General features: G+C 31.5%; 12 protein-coding genes. 4 read left to right on the top strand and 8 right to left on the bottom strand.

Annotated elements, in window-relative coordinates; all coding sequences use genetic code 11:
- Window positions 1–6: 6 nt before the first annotated feature.
- The 5 genes from ABMY20_RS08270 to ABMY20_RS08250 form a co-directional block, all read right to left on the bottom strand.
- A complete protein-coding gene (locus tag ABMY20_RS08270; protein ID WP_253680844.1) occupies window positions 7–825 on the bottom strand; it encodes an energy transducer TonB in 819 nt (272 codons plus the stop codon).
- Window positions 826–1218 carry a biopolymer transporter ExbD gene (locus tag ABMY20_RS08265; RefSeq protein WP_047790254.1) on the bottom strand — a complete coding sequence of 131 codons (393 nt, stop codon included), beginning with the start codon at window positions 1216–1218 and terminating at the stop codon, window positions 826–828. It lies immediately after the preceding gene.
- Window positions 1218–1901: a MotA/TolQ/ExbB proton channel family protein gene (locus ABMY20_RS08260; protein ID WP_047790255.1), complete on the bottom strand. Its 684-nt coding sequence runs from the start codon at window positions 1899–1901 to the stop codon at window positions 1218–1220. Before ABMY20_RS08260 ends, ABMY20_RS08265 begins: the two co-directional genes overlap by 1 nt.
- Window positions 1902–2073: 172 nt before the next feature.
- Window positions 2074–3300, bottom strand: a complete 1227-nt coding sequence (locus tag ABMY20_RS08255; protein ID WP_253680846.1) for a Glu/Leu/Phe/Val dehydrogenase dimerization domain-containing protein — start codon at window positions 3298–3300, stop codon at window positions 2074–2076.
- Between the two features lie 180 nt (window positions 3301–3480).
- Window positions 3481–4545 (bottom strand): anhydro-N-acetylmuramic acid kinase, encoded by a 1065-nt coding sequence (locus tag ABMY20_RS08250; protein ID WP_349265057.1) that lies wholly within the window; start codon window positions 4543–4545, stop codon window positions 3481–3483.
- 92 nt (window positions 4546–4637) lie between these two features.
- On the opposite strand from ABMY20_RS08250, the gene ABMY20_RS08245 reads away from it, so the two are divergent.
- The 4 genes from ABMY20_RS08245 to ABMY20_RS08230 all read left to right on the top strand — a co-directional run bounded on the left by ABMY20_RS08245 (window position 4638) and on the right by ABMY20_RS08230 (window position 9351).
- Complete coding sequence (locus tag ABMY20_RS08245; RefSeq protein ID WP_047790258.1) at window positions 4638–5780, top strand: acyl-CoA dehydrogenase; 1143 nt, start codon at window positions 4638–4640, stop codon at window positions 5778–5780.
- Window positions 5781–5882: 102 nt separating this feature from the next.
- Window positions 5883–6833: a glycosyltransferase family 2 protein gene (locus ABMY20_RS08240; RefSeq protein ID WP_159616328.1), complete on the top strand. Its 951-nt coding sequence runs from the start codon at window positions 5883–5885 to the stop codon at window positions 6831–6833.
- Window positions 6826–7695 (top strand): lysylphosphatidylglycerol synthase transmembrane domain-containing protein, encoded by an 870-nt coding sequence (locus ABMY20_RS08235; RefSeq protein ID WP_349265056.1) that lies wholly within the window; start codon window positions 6826–6828, stop codon window positions 7693–7695. The genes ABMY20_RS08240 and ABMY20_RS08235 overlap by 8 nt, the downstream gene beginning before the upstream one ends.
- A gap of 3 nt (window positions 7696–7698) precedes the next feature.
- Window positions 7699–9351: a glycosyltransferase family 39 protein gene (locus ABMY20_RS08230; RefSeq protein ID WP_349265055.1), complete on the top strand. Its 1653-nt coding sequence runs from the start codon at window positions 7699–7701 to the stop codon at window positions 9349–9351.
- 13 nt (window positions 9352–9364) lie between these two features.
- Here the strand turns inward: ABMY20_RS08230 and ABMY20_RS08225 are convergent, their stop codons facing one another.
- From ABMY20_RS08225 to pta, 3 genes are read right to left on the bottom strand one after another with little or no spacing between them, the layout of a single operon-like run.
- A complete protein-coding gene (locus ABMY20_RS08225) occupies window positions 9365–10156 on the bottom strand; it encodes a tRNA pseudouridine(38-40) synthase TruA (RefSeq protein ID WP_159616322.1) in 792 nt (263 codons plus the stop codon).
- 1 nt (window position 10157) lies between these two features.
- The gene (locus ABMY20_RS08220; protein ID WP_281980559.1) at window positions 10158–11339 is read right to left on the bottom strand and encodes an acetate kinase; all 1182 of its coding nucleotides are present in this window, start codon (window positions 11337–11339) and stop codon (window positions 10158–10160) included.
- 22 nt (window positions 11340–11361) lie between these two features.
- Window positions 11362–13455: a phosphate acetyltransferase gene (gene pta / locus ABMY20_RS08215; protein WP_349265054.1), complete on the bottom strand. Its 2094-nt coding sequence runs from the start codon at window positions 13453–13455 to the stop codon at window positions 11362–11364.
- Window positions 13456–13635: the final 180 nt, after the last annotated feature.

The raw sequence follows: 13635 nt of genomic DNA, 5'->3' as shown, positions 1-13635 counted from the left end.
ATGTATTTATTTTGAAAGAGAAAACTTGTAGATAATTGTTCCTATCTCTTTTACTCGCGCATTATTATCTGCATTCCATTTTGTTTTTAATGCTGCTTTTTTTGCTGCATCGTATAAACATGATGCTGAATTTGTAGTTCCTTTAGCTCCTGGAGTTGCTTTAATTACTTTTCCATTTCGATCAACCTCAATACTTACCACTACCGTACCCTCTTCTTGACAGTCTGGTTTTTGAATAGGTTTTGACAAAGCTTTTCTTCCTGCTAGGTTATAATTACCTCCTGAACCACTTCCTGAATTCCCGTAATATTTATCTGAATTTGGGTCTCCATTTTCATTTCCTTTTACACCAGATTTTTTATCATCTCCTTCGCCAGAATTCGCTCCATCTTTTGATGTTCCGTTTAACAAACTATTTAAAGCATCAGTTGTTTCTTTTGATGGCTTAGGCTTCTGTTTTTCTTTAGGCTTTTCTTCTTTGGAAGTTTCTTTTACAGCCTCTTTCTTTTCAACCTTTTTTTCAACCACTGGAACTTCTTCATCAGTATCACTTGTAATAATTTCTTCTTTTATTGTTTCCTCTGGGGTTTCTTCTACTTGCTCTTCAACAACCTCTTCTAGTTGTGGTGTTGCTTGTGCTTTAGTTTTTTCAACAGGCTCTCCACTTCCTACTTCAGAGGTACCAAAATTAATCGCTATACCATATTCAATTGGTGGATCGAGATATTTCATTCCGTAATTGAATATTCCAATAACAAATAATATCAGAATAACTGCTGTTATCACAGCTGATTTACGTTTATGTTGGGTATCTAAAACTGTCATTTATTTACCTTTAACAGCTAAAATCATTTTTAACTTGTTTCTATTCGCAATATCAATCACCTGCATTACATTTTTATACTGCACATTTTGATCACCACGAATAACCACTGTTTTCTTTTTATCTACGCCTACCTTAGTTAACAACTCTCTTTCTAAATTTACGTTACTAACTTTTGTTTTATCTATGTAAAACAACGCATCATTAGTTATAGTTACCGCTACTGATGTATTATTCTCTGTTTTACCTCCAGCTTTAGGCAACAAGACATCAATGGCACTTACTGTAACCAATGTTGATGTTAACATAAAAAATATCAACAACAAAAAAACAATATCAGTCATTGATGACATATTGAAGTTTGGATTGACTTTATTTCTTCCTCGTAAATTCATTATACTGGCTCGTTTAATAAATCTAAAAACTCAACAGATTTTGCTTCCATTTGATAAACAACCTTATCGGTACGAACTACTAAATGGTTATAAGCTATATATGCTATAATCCCTACAATTAACCCTGCAACTGTCGTTGTCATTGCTGTATACAAACCATCCGATAACATTTTAATATCTATTTGTCCTCCTGAATTTGCTATTTCATGAATTGCAACAATCATTCCAATTACAGTTCCTAAAAACCCTATCATTGGAGCAGCTCCTGCTATTGTTGCTAATACTGACACATTTCTTTCTAGTTTATAAACCTCTAGTTTTCCTGCATTTTCTATTGCAGTATTAATATCTTCAAGAGGTTTTCCTATTCTAGAAATTCCTTTCCCTATTAATCTGGCTGTTGGCGTAACTGTATTATCACAAAGTGATTTAGCACTATCTATTCTTCCGTTCGTTACATGATCCCTAATTTGGTCCATGAAATTAACATCTACTTTTGATGCTTCTTTAATAGCAAAAAAACGTTCAAAATAAATGTAAAGAGCCACGGCTAACAACACGAATAACAAAGCGATAATAATTTGACCGCCTACACCTCCGTCCATAATTAAATTATAGATTGATAACGTTTTTTCTTGAGGTACTTCCTCTACCAACTCCTGAGTTTCTTGAAATAATAGCATGAATACTAAATTAGAATTTATATTATGTTTTCGCTATTTAACTAACGATTTCTTTTATTTAAAATTGTTTGATACAAAAAGTCTTCCCTACTTTTAACAACGAAGGAAGACTTTTACTTTTATTATGCTTAATTACTTAATAACAGTATTTCTGAAGTCATAAAAAAGAACTTTATACTAGTTCTTTTAATGCAATTTCAAAAGCTGTTTCACTTATTTGTGTTTTTGCAGCACTCTTAGCATGTGCTCTTTGTAACGCTTTTTTAATAGTATTTGAAGTATCTTCAAAAATAGCTTGATCTGTCATTTCTACTCTACGTTCCATAAAGTAAGCAAATACTCTTGCCATACCACAGTTTGAAATAAAGTCTGGAATCAAACTCACTTTTTTATCAGTATCTTCCATAATAGATCCAAAGAAAATTTCTTTATCTGCAAATGGAACATTTGCTCCACAAGAAATAACTTCTAATCCTGAATTTATCATCTGGTTAATTTGCTCTTGAGTAACTAACCTTGAAGCTGCACACGGTGCGAAAACTTCACAAGGAAGATTCCAAACACGCTCATTCATCTCCTCAAATGGAATCATGTTTTCAGATACTAACGTATTCCCATCTTTATTTAAAAACATTTCTTGAATTTCTTCAAAAGAGAATCCTTCTTCTTTAATAACTCCTCCAACACGATCAATAATTCCTACTACTTTAGCTCCCATTTGTGCTAAATAATACGCTGCGGCTGAACCTACATTACCAAAACCTTGTACTACAGCACGCTTTCCTTCTACTGTTCCTCCATAAATATCGTAGTAATGACGAACTGCTTCAGCAACTCCATATCCAGTAATCATGTCGGCTACGGTATATTTTCTGGCTACGCTTGGTGATAAACTTTCATCTTCTAACACTTTAATAACTCCATGACGTAACTGACCAATACGGTTAATTTTATCTGCTTCGGTAGGCTTGAAATGTCCATTAAAAACTCCCTCTTGCGGGTGCCAAACTCCACTGTCTTCTGTAATCGGAATTACTTCATGAATTTCATCAACATTTAAGTCTCCTCCTGTTCCATAATAGTTTTTTAATAATGGAGCAACAGCTTTATACCAACGCTCTAAAACTCCTTTTTTACGAGGATCGTGCGGATCGAAATTAATCCCTGATTTTGCTCCTCCAATTGCTGGACCCGATACCGTAAATTTCACTTCCATAGTTTTAGCAAGTGACATTACTTCGTATTTATCTAATCCTTTACGCATACGTGTACCACCACCAGCAGCACCTCCTCTTAATGAATTAATAACTGTCCAACCTTCTGCTTCTGTTTCAGGGTCTTTCCAATTAAATACTATTTCTGGTTGCTTTTCTTCGTATTGCTTTAATAATTCTTTCATTGTTTAATGTTATAATAGATGATTTTCAACTTTACTTGTTTCTTTTTCATATTCAAAAAATTCGCTGTAATTATTCCCCTGTGGGGAAGCTAAAGTTGATTCATTATACTATAGGTTTTAGTGTGTAGTTGTTACCGAACAAATTTATCATAAAAAACTACATTACTCAAATACTTTAAATTATTTCTGCGGATAAAAAATATTACCTGAAGAATGATCCTTCTTTGCCCCAGTAACTGACTGTAAACAGTTTACTTTGTTTTGGGTCTTTAGCACTCCTAACAACGTAAAAATTAAAGCTTCTTTGTAATCAATAAGTTCTGTACTTACTTGTTTTATTTTTGTCTGTGCAAAAAACTCTATTCTCTTCATTAAAAACGTATTGAACGCTCCTCCTCCTGTTACTAAAATAGTAGCATCATTTTTAACAACATTACCTATTTGCATCGCTACGTGTTCTACAAAAGTTCTTAGAATAGTTGATATATCTGCTTCCTCTTTATCTATTAAAGGAAAAATAGTTGACTGTACCCATTCTAATCCTAGAGATTTTGGAGGAAGCTCTTGATAAAAGGAAAGCTCGTTCAATCGTCTTAATAACCCCATATTAATTTTCCCTTCCGAAGCTATTTTCCCTTCATTATCATACTCTAAACCTATTTTACGTGTATAATAGTTCAGTACAATATTCACAGGACAAATATCAAAAGCTATTCTTTGTTTATTTTCTTCATAAGAGATATTAGCAAAACCTCCTAAGTTTAAACAGTAATCATAATCAGTAAATAATAACCTATCTCCAATAGGCACTAAAGGAGCTCCCTGTCCACCTAACGCTACATCTTGAGTTCTAAAATCACATACTACTTTTTGCTGAGTAACATTTGATATGACTTGTCCATTTCCTATTTGTAAGGTAATTCCGTTTTCTGGTTGATGCAAAACTGTATGCCCGTGAGATGCTATAAAATCTAATTTAGAAATACGGTGTTCTCTTATAAAGTTATTCAATATACTCCCCAAAAATTCACCATAATTAACATCTAAAATTTGTAAATCTTTCTCATCGTAATTTATAGCTTCTTGCAGTTTTTTCTTCCATTCATTAGAATATGATACTGTCTCTGCCTGTATAATTCTAAAATCTTCGTATAAATTTTCATGCATTTTTATATATGCCAAATCTATTCCATCTAAAGAAGTTCCTGACATTAATCCAATACAATAAATATAGTTGTCTTGCATAAAGTAAAAATAACAAGTCTATTGAAAAATTGCTATTAAAAAAGTATCTTTGAACACATTTTTTACGAATTTAACAAAATATAAAATAGATAATGGATTTTAACCTTACAGAAGAGCATTTAATGATTCGTGATGCTGCACGTGATTTTGCTCAAACCGAATTATTGCCAGGAGTTATAGAAAGAGATGAAAAACAAGAGTTTCCTAATGAACTAGTTCGCAAAATGGGTGAGTTAGGATTTATGGGAGTAATGGTAGATCCTAAATATGGAGGAAGTGGAATGGATGCTGTTTCTTACGTATTAATTATGGAAGAATTATCAAAAATTGACGCTTCTGCTTCAGTAATGGTTTCTGTAAACAATTCATTAGTATGTTATGGTTTAGAAGCTTATGGTACTGAAGAACAAAAACAAAAATATTTAACAAAATTAGCTACTGGTGAGCAAATAGGTGCGTTTTGTTTAAGCGAACCAGAAGCTGGCTCTGATGCCACTTCACAAGCAACTACTGCTGAAGACAAAGGTGATTACTACCTATTAAATGGTACTAAAAACTGGATTACTAATGGTGGACGTGCTGATACTTATTTAGTAATTGCTCAAACAGATAGAGCTAAAGGTCATAGAGGAATCAATGCTTTTATTATTGAAAAAGGTATGGAAGGTTTCCACATTGGTCCTAAAGAAGATAAATTAGGTATTCGTGGTTCTGACACACACACGTTACAATTTAACGATGTAAAAGTTCCTAAAGAAAATCGTATTGGCGAAGACGGATTCGGATTCAAATTTGCCATGAAAACGTTATCTGGTGGACGTATTGGTATTGCTGCTCAAGCATTAGGTATTGCGTCAGGAGCTTACGAATTAGCGTTAAAATACTCTAAAGAACGTAAAGCTTTTGGTACTGAAATTTGTAACCACCAAGCTATTGCATTCAAATTAGCTGATATGTATACAGAAATTGCTGCGGCTCGTCACTTAGTAATGGCTGCTGCTTGCAAAAAAGATGCTGGTGAAAACTATGATCGTGAAGGTGCTATGGCAAAATTATATGCTTCTAAAGTAGCAATGGAACAAACTGTTGAAGCTGTTCAAATTCATGGAGGTAATGGTTTCGTAAAAGAATACCATGTAGAGCGTTTAATGCGTGATGCTAAAATTACTCAAATTTATGAAGGAACTTCAGAAATTCAGAAAATTGTAATCTCAAGAAGTTTAATTAGAGATTAGTTTTTCTCTTCGATATTATATTTAAGTAAAAGCTCATTTAAAAAATGAGCTTTTACTTTTTTTAAATTCTTTGTAGTAACTTTGCCCAATAAATAACCACCTATGTCAAATAAAAAATCCTACGGATTTATATCTGTAATTGTTCCTGTTTACAATGAAGAAGACAATGTAGTTCCTTTAACTAAACAGATTGATGATAGTTTAAAAGGATTTGATTATGAAATCATTTACATTGACGATTTTTCAACCGATAACACAAAGAAAAATGTTGTTAACATGAACAACCCTCGAGTTGTTTTGGTTGAGTTACGCAAAAATTATGGACAAAGTTTAGCATTAGCTGCTGGTTTTGACCAAGCTAAAGGTGATTACATCGTTACTCTTGATGGAGATATGCAAAACGACCCATCAGATATCCCTCATATGATTGAAAAAGCTGAATCTGAAGATTGGGATGTAGTTACAGGAATTAGAGCAAAAAGAAAAGACTCTTTTATTCGCACAATTCCTTCTAAAATTGCAAATTTTTTAATTAGAAGAGCTACTCGTTTAGATTTAAAAGATCAAGGATGTGCGATAAAAGTATTTAAAAAAGAAATAGCTAAAGATTTAAACTTGTACGGTGAAATGCACCGATTTATCAATCTTTTAGCTCACCTAAACGGGGCAAAAATTACTCAGGTTCCTGTAAAACATCATCCGAGAATCCATGGACAATCTAAATATGGATTAGGAAGAACTGTAAAAGTTATCAATGACATCATTTTAATTATTTTCCAAAGAAAATACATGCAGCGTCCTGTACATCTTTTTGGTAATTTTGGGTTGTTTTTTATGTTCTTTGGACTGGCTATTAATTTCTACTTACTAGTATTAAAGTTATTGGGACAAGATATTTGGGGCAGACCTTTATTAATTGTTGGTGTTATGCTCGTTATTATTAGCTTGCAATTTTTTACTGTAGGGATTATTACTGACTTATTAATGAGAACTTATTACGAGTCGCAAAAAAAGCGCCCTTATACTATTAGAAAAATTCATGTAAGTGAATAACAAAATTGTTAAAACTCTAGCCAAAATAGGAGTAAGTATCTTACTCTTATACTTGGTATTTACAAAAATTGACTTTAATCAAGTCATCAAATTATATGAAACATCCAATCCTTTTTATTTAGCATTGGCAATTTTATTATTTATGGCTTCACAGTTTATTTCATCCTTACGGTTAAATTATATTTTTCATCAAAATCAATTTCATCTAAGTCAAGTTAGCAATTTAAAGTTGTATTTTGTTGGAATGTTTTATAACTTCTTTATACCTGGAGGTGTGGGTGGGGATGCATACAAAGTATACATATTGAGTAAGCAATTTGGTTGGAAACCAAAACAGTTGACTAAATGTGTATTTGTTGATAGACTTATTGGTTTATTAGCAATTTTTTCTCTATTAATTTTAATGGGAGGGTATTTGTTTTTTTCTAACTCATTATTATTCTTAGTAAGTATCGTTATTGCTTTAGCTTCTTTTTTTATTGCAAAGCTTATTATGATAAGAGTTTTTAAAAACAGTAATACTTATTATAACTATAGTTTTGGTTATTCATTAGTTATTCAATTATTACAAGTTGGCGTTATTGTTTGCATTATCAAAGCCTTTCAGTTAAAAGTAGTTGGAATTATTAGTTACTGCTTTGTTTTTCTAATTTCATCAGTACTTTCAGTAGTTTCTTTTGCAGGATTTGGAGCAAGAGAGTATATTTTTTTAAAAGCCTCAACTTTTTTAAATACCCAAGAAACAATAGCTACAAGTATTGGACTTTCATTTAATATTATTACGGCTTTAATTTCTTTAATAGGATTGGCTTTTATTATAAATAAGGTACGGTTAACAACTGTTTCAATAAATAATAAATAGTTTATGGACTTTTTTTACCAGCAAAAAAACATTAAATACCTCTATTTTTTAGTGGCAATCGTTTATGTTATAGGATTATTTATTCCTTTAATGGCTAATGATTCTGCACAACATGCCACTATGGCTATGCGCATGTATTTAAGTGACAACTTTTTTGAACTTCTAAAAGGTCCTAATCCTTATTTAGATAAACCACATATGCATTTTTGGTTATCTGCCATTTCATTTAAACTATTTGGTTTACACGAATGGGCTTATCGAATTCCAGCTTTATTATTTACTATTTTAGGAGCCTATTCTATTTATCAATTAACAGGAAAGTTATATAGTAAAAGTGTTGCTCACTTTGGTTCTCTGATCTTCTTAACTAGTCAATCTATCATTTTAGCTAACCACGATGTTCGTACTGATGCTGTCTTAACTGGAGTAACTATTTTTGCTATTTGGCAATTGTTTGAATATGTTTCAACAAGAAAACTAGTTCCTATTATTTTAGGAGCTATTGGTATGGGAATCTCCTTTTCTACTAAAGGATTTTATGGAGTTGGTATTATTTGTTTTGCCACAGTTTCACACATCCTTTATACTAGAAAATTTAATACAATATTCTCTTATAAAGTTCTTATAGGTTTGGTTTCTTTTTTCCTTTCTATTACACCTGTAGTATATGCTTACTATGTTCAGTTTGGAATGGATGGTGTGAATTTTATTCTATGGAGTCAGAATGTTGAGAGAATAACAGCTACTGGTTTCAAGCAAAACAGTCCTGATTACTTTTTCTTTTTTCATTCTCTACTTTGGACTTTTTTACCTTGGGCTTTCTTAATGTACTATGGCTTATATTATCAAATAAAAAAGTTAATTGTAAACAAATTTAAACCTGTACAAGGTATAGAATTATTAACTATAGGTGGAGTATTAATTACCTTATTTATTATTAGTTTTTCAAAATTTAAATTACCACATTATTTAAATCCATTATTAGCTTTATTAGCTGTTTTTACAGCAGGAGTTTTATACAATCTTCAAAAGGACAATCAACAAAAAACACTGAAAATATTCTTAGGTGTTATTTATTTTATGGTTTTAGTGTTAACTATTGCAGTTATTTTAATTTTATGTTGCACTTTTAACACTCCTTCTATTTTAATTATAGTGTTTAGTGCCATTCTATTATTAATAGTACTCATTAACGTAATTCAAAAAGAAGATTTTAGTAAAAAAATTGTTGTCAACTCAGTATTGCTAATGGTATTTATAAATGTAGTACTTAACTCTTACTTCTACCCTGAATTATTACAATATCAAGGTGGAATTAAACTAGCAAACATTGTTAATCAAAATAACACCATTAATGTAAAGGATATCTTTTTTTATGAGAATGATTATTCTTGGCCTTTAGATTTTTATACGCAGAGAAATACTCCTCACATTACAAAAGAAGAATTAAAAAATATAGACGATGATGTTTGGATTGTTATTAGAAATATTTCTCTTGAAAAAATAAAAAAAGAAGGGTTTATTATAAAGGAGAAACACAGAGTTGATCATTTTAGAGTAACAAGACTTAACTTAAAATTTTTGAATCCTAAAACTAGGGAATCAAAATTAGGAAGTGCGTATTTATTAAAAATAGCGTCAAAAAAAGACACCTAATATAATTTACCGCTTACTCTTTTTTAAATTCTACTTTATGTAAATGTAGTCCAGAAGCTGGTGCGATGGTTTTCATAAAGTCTATATCACTATTTTCAGGACTCAAACTTTTTTTGATGAACTCCAAATCATAATTTCCTTTTCCTAATTCAGCTAAAGCTCCCATGATTAGACGAATTTGATTCCGTAAAAATCCACTTCCTCTAATAATTAACACATAACTTTTCTCCGGAAAAAAAGAAGCAGATAATTCAGTATTTTCTTCAATCTTACACACTTCAATAGTACGCTCTACTCTGGTTTCTGTAGATGGCTTCGTACAATAATGTTTAAAATTATGAAAGCCTTCAAACAATCGTGCACCTTCTTTCATTAACTCAACATCTAATTCATCTAAATACCCCGTTAAAAAAGGGGCGCAATAGGGATGATTTTTCTCTCCAAAAGAAAAGTAATAACGATACTCTTTAATTTTTGGATGTTGAATAATATTGAACTCTTCATCGTGAAGTTGCTCTATAACTAATACTCGAATATCAGAAGGTGAATTGCGATTAAAATCTTCAATAAAAAAAGATTCGTCTAATTTTTCATCAATAAACAACTGAAAACAATAGTCAGTCGATGAAACTTTTGCATCCGTTCTCCCAACCCCTACCGACTTACATCGAATTCCTTTACACACAAACTTTAATGTCTTGTCAACAAAAAAATGAACTGTTTTTAAATTAGGTTGTTTTTGCCAACCGTGTAAACGAAACCCTAAATATTGAAACCGTACTAAATAAGAGTAGTTATAATTCATATTATAATAATTCGTACGCTTGCTTTGCTATTTCTAACTCTTCATTAGTTGGAATTACTAGCACTTTTACTTTTGAAGTTTCTTTATTTATCTCTCTTATTTGTTTAGATCTAATAACATTTTTTTCATCATCTAATTCAATTCCGAAATATTCCATATTAGTACAGGCTAACTTTCTAATTACATAAGAATTTTCTCCAATACCTGCTGTGAAAACAACTGCATCTAAACCGTTCATTACCGCAACATACGAACCTATATATTTTTTAATTCTATAAGCATTAATTTCCAAGGCTAATTGACAGTTTTTATTACCCTTGGCAGCAGCAGCTTCAATATCTCGTAAATCACTAAACCCTGTTAAACCCAACATTCCACTTTCTTTTTGCAACATGTTATTAACATCATTAATATCATATCCCAAATTATTTGTTAGATAAAAAATTAAAGAATGGTCAATATCACCAGATCTTGTTCCCATAATTAAACCTGTTACAGGACTAAAACCTAAACTATGGTCAATACTTTTTCCATTTTCAACCGCAGTAATACTACATCCGTTTCCTAAATGAATCGTAATAATTTTTGAATGTTTTTTTTGAAGATACTCATTTGCTTTTTCTGACACATATTTATGACTTGTTCCATGAAAACCGTACAAACGTATTCCATACTCTTCTAATAATTTAGTAGGTATTGCGTATTTATACGCTTCAACCGGTATGGTTTGGTGAAATGCTGTATCAAAAACCGCTACTTGTTGTGCATCTTTAAAAATAGACTCAGAAACCTTAATCCCTTCCAAGTTTGCAGGATTGTGTAAAGGTGCTAATGAAAATAACGATTCTATTTTCTTTTTAACCTCTTCAGTTACTATAGCCGTTTTTGTAAAAGTACTTCCACCATGCACTACTCTGTGCCCAACAACTTTAATTTCATCTGTAGAAGAAATTACTCCTACTTTTTTATCCAATAATAAATCAACAACCTTTTCTAAACCAGATTTATGGTTTGCGATAATTACTTCTTTTTCTACTTTTATATTGTTAGATTTATAGTGAACTTTTCCAAGTTCTAAACCAATTCTTTCTATCAACCCTGAACAAAGTACTTCTTGCTGAGGCATTTGAAATAATTGATATTTTATTGAGGAACTTCCTGAATTTATGACTAAAACTTTCATCTATTTTTTATTAATAAACAAGCTATTCTTGTGCTTGAATTGCAGTTAAAATTACGGTATTAAAAATATCATCAACGGTACAACCTCTACTTAAATCATTTACAGGCTTATTTAGCCCTTGCAACATTGGTCCAATAGCCAAAGCTCCTGTTTCTCGCTGTACTGCCTTATAAGTATTATTTCCTGTATTCAAATCAGGAAAGATTAACACATTGGCTTGCCCCGCTACTTCCGAATTTGGTAATTTCTTTTTTCCTACGGAAGGATCAACTGCTGCATCATACTGAATTGGTCCTTCTACTTTTAAGTCTGGACGTTTTTCCTTCACAATTTCAGTAGCTCTTCTTACAGTATCTACATCTTCACCTTTACCTGAAGCACCTGATGAATATGATAACATCGCTATTTTAGGGGCTATACCAAAAGCAATACTTGAATCTGCTGAAGAAATTGCTATTTCTGCTAATTCTTCTGCTGTTGGATTTGGGTTAATAGCACAATCACCAAACACTGAAACTCTATCCTCCAAACACATAAAGAAAATTGATGAAACTACTGAAAATCCTGGTTTTGTTTTTACAAACTGTAAAGCTGGTTTTATAGTATGTTGAGTAGTATGTGCTGCTCCAGAAACCATTCCGTCAGCTAACCCTTTGTATACCATCATAGTTCCGAAATAAGAAACATCAGCCATCAAATCTTCTGCCATAGCAGGACTTAATCCTTTGTGTTTCCTTAATTCATATAACGTATTGGAAAAATCTGAAAAGTATTCAGATTCTATTGGATTAATAATTACAGTTTTATCGAAATCAAAAGGAATATTTAATCGTTTAACTGAAGCTTCTATATTTACTTTTTTACCTAATATTGTTAACTTAACAACATCTGTTTTTTGTAGTTGAGAAGCGGCTATCAAAATCCTATCATCGTTTCCTTCAGGTAATACAATGTGTTTACGCACTTCTTTAGCTTTTTTTAATAAGTTATATTGAAACATTCTTGGAGTTAACACTTCTGATCCTTTATAACTAACTAACTTTTCATTCAAGCTTGCAACATCAACATGTTTTTCAAACATATTGATAGACATTTTTATTTTATCAATATTCTCGGCATAAATATGAGAACGAACAGCTCCTAATCTAGAAGCAATACTAAATGTTCCATCTTTAACCCAAAGAATAGGCACCACTTTTTCTAGACCTTCAATAAGTTTAATGATTGAAGAATTTAACTCCATTCCTCCTGTAAGAATAATCCCAGCTATAGATGGATAATTACTAGAAATATTGGCTTGTAAGGTACCTAATAATATATCAGATCTATCTGCTGGTGTTACCACAACGCTATCATCTGTCAAATGATGCAAAAAATGAGATAGTTGCATAGCTCCAACTTTAATATCACCTGTAGTATTATTTAGCAATCCTTCTCCAAATAGAACTTTTCCTTCAATTTCCATTAAGAACTCCTTAATTGTTGGGTTATTTAATTTTTGATCTATCGGAATGGCATTTATTGAAACTGACTTTGGTAAATTTACACCTACTTCTTGTACTATCGTTGGAATATTCTTTTCTTGTACTTTGTTTGCCACAACCGTAATAACCTGTACATCTTTGTTTACAAAAGAATCATAAGTTAATCGTAAGCTCTGAATAAAGTCCTCAAGTGATTTATTCACTCCTCCTGAAACTATAATTACAGGCGCTCCAATATTTTTGGCAATAAGTACATTTAAATCCATTTCTATTACAGCTCCATGATCAGAAAAATCAGTTCCTTCAATAATTACAAAATCATTTTCTTCTTCTAGTTTCTTATACTTTTCAATGATTATATTAATTATTTCATCCTCTCTGTCATCATTCAATTTTCTAATAAGCTCTGAGCGTGTAAAAGCATAACAATCTTCATACTCACTTTTTAAATTGAAATAATTAAGAACTGTGTTTATGTGATTATCTCTCTTATTACCTATCGGATTATCAATTATGGGTCTAAAGTATCCTACTTTAGGTTTTTTACGAAGTAACAGCTGCATCAAACCCAAACTTAGCATAGATTTTCCAGAGTTTGCATCACTCGCTGCGATATAAATTGCTTTATTCATATTCTTGCTTTTAAAGCAAAATTACTTCTTTTATAATTATAAAAATAACGGGCAAAGGATTAAAAACTACGAGATACAGCAATCCTAAAAATAAGATCAAAAAAAAACCTCAATCTTTAAAAGATTGAGGTTTGATAAAGAAAGGCAACGACCTACTCTCCCACCATTGGCAGTACCATC

The organism is Tenacibaculum sp. SSH1-16 (assembly GCF_040104435.1).
Taxonomy (GTDB): Bacteria; Bacteroidota; Bacteroidia; order Flavobacteriales; family Flavobacteriaceae; genus Polaribacter; species Polaribacter mesophilus.
The sequence above is the reverse complement of the archived record's forward strand: the minus strand, read 5'-3'. Positions and strand labels throughout refer to the sequence as shown.

Excerpts from the sequence above, each read along its gene's own strand:
- ABMY20_RS08270 (WP_253680844.1), bottom strand. The coding sequence starts at position 825 with ATGACAGTTTTAGATACCCAACATAAACGTAAATCAGCTGTGATAACA.
- ABMY20_RS08265 (WP_047790254.1), bottom strand. The coding sequence starts at position 1,218 with ATGAATTTACGAGGAAGAAATAAAGTCAATCCAAACTTCAATATGTCA.
- ABMY20_RS08260 (WP_047790255.1), bottom strand. The coding sequence starts at position 1,901 with ATGCTATTATTTCAAGAAACTCAGGAGTTGGTAGAGGAAGTACCTCAA.
- ABMY20_RS08255 (WP_253680846.1), bottom strand. The coding sequence starts at position 3,300 with ATGAAAGAATTATTAAAGCAATACGAAGAAAAGCAACCAGAAATAGTA.
- ABMY20_RS08250 (WP_349265057.1), bottom strand. The coding sequence starts at position 4,545 with ATGCAAGACAACTATATTTATTGTATTGGATTAATGTCAGGAACTTCT.
- ABMY20_RS08245 (WP_047790258.1), top strand. The coding sequence starts at position 4,638 with ATGGATTTTAACCTTACAGAAGAGCATTTAATGATTCGTGATGCTGCA.
- ABMY20_RS08240 (WP_159616328.1), top strand. The coding sequence starts at position 5,883 with ATGTCAAATAAAAAATCCTACGGATTTATATCTGTAATTGTTCCTGTT.
- ABMY20_RS08230 (WP_349265055.1), top strand. The coding sequence starts at position 7,699 with ATGGACTTTTTTTACCAGCAAAAAAACATTAAATACCTCTATTTTTTA.
- ABMY20_RS08225 (WP_159616322.1), bottom strand. The coding sequence starts at position 10,156 with ATGAATTATAACTACTCTTATTTAGTACGGTTTCAATATTTAGGGTTT.
- ABMY20_RS08220 (WP_281980559.1), bottom strand. The coding sequence starts at position 11,339 with ATGAAAGTTTTAGTCATAAATTCAGGAAGTTCCTCAATAAAATATCAA.
- pta (WP_349265054.1), bottom strand. The coding sequence starts at position 13,455 with ATGAATAAAGCAATTTATATCGCAGCGAGTGATGCAAACTCTGGAAAA.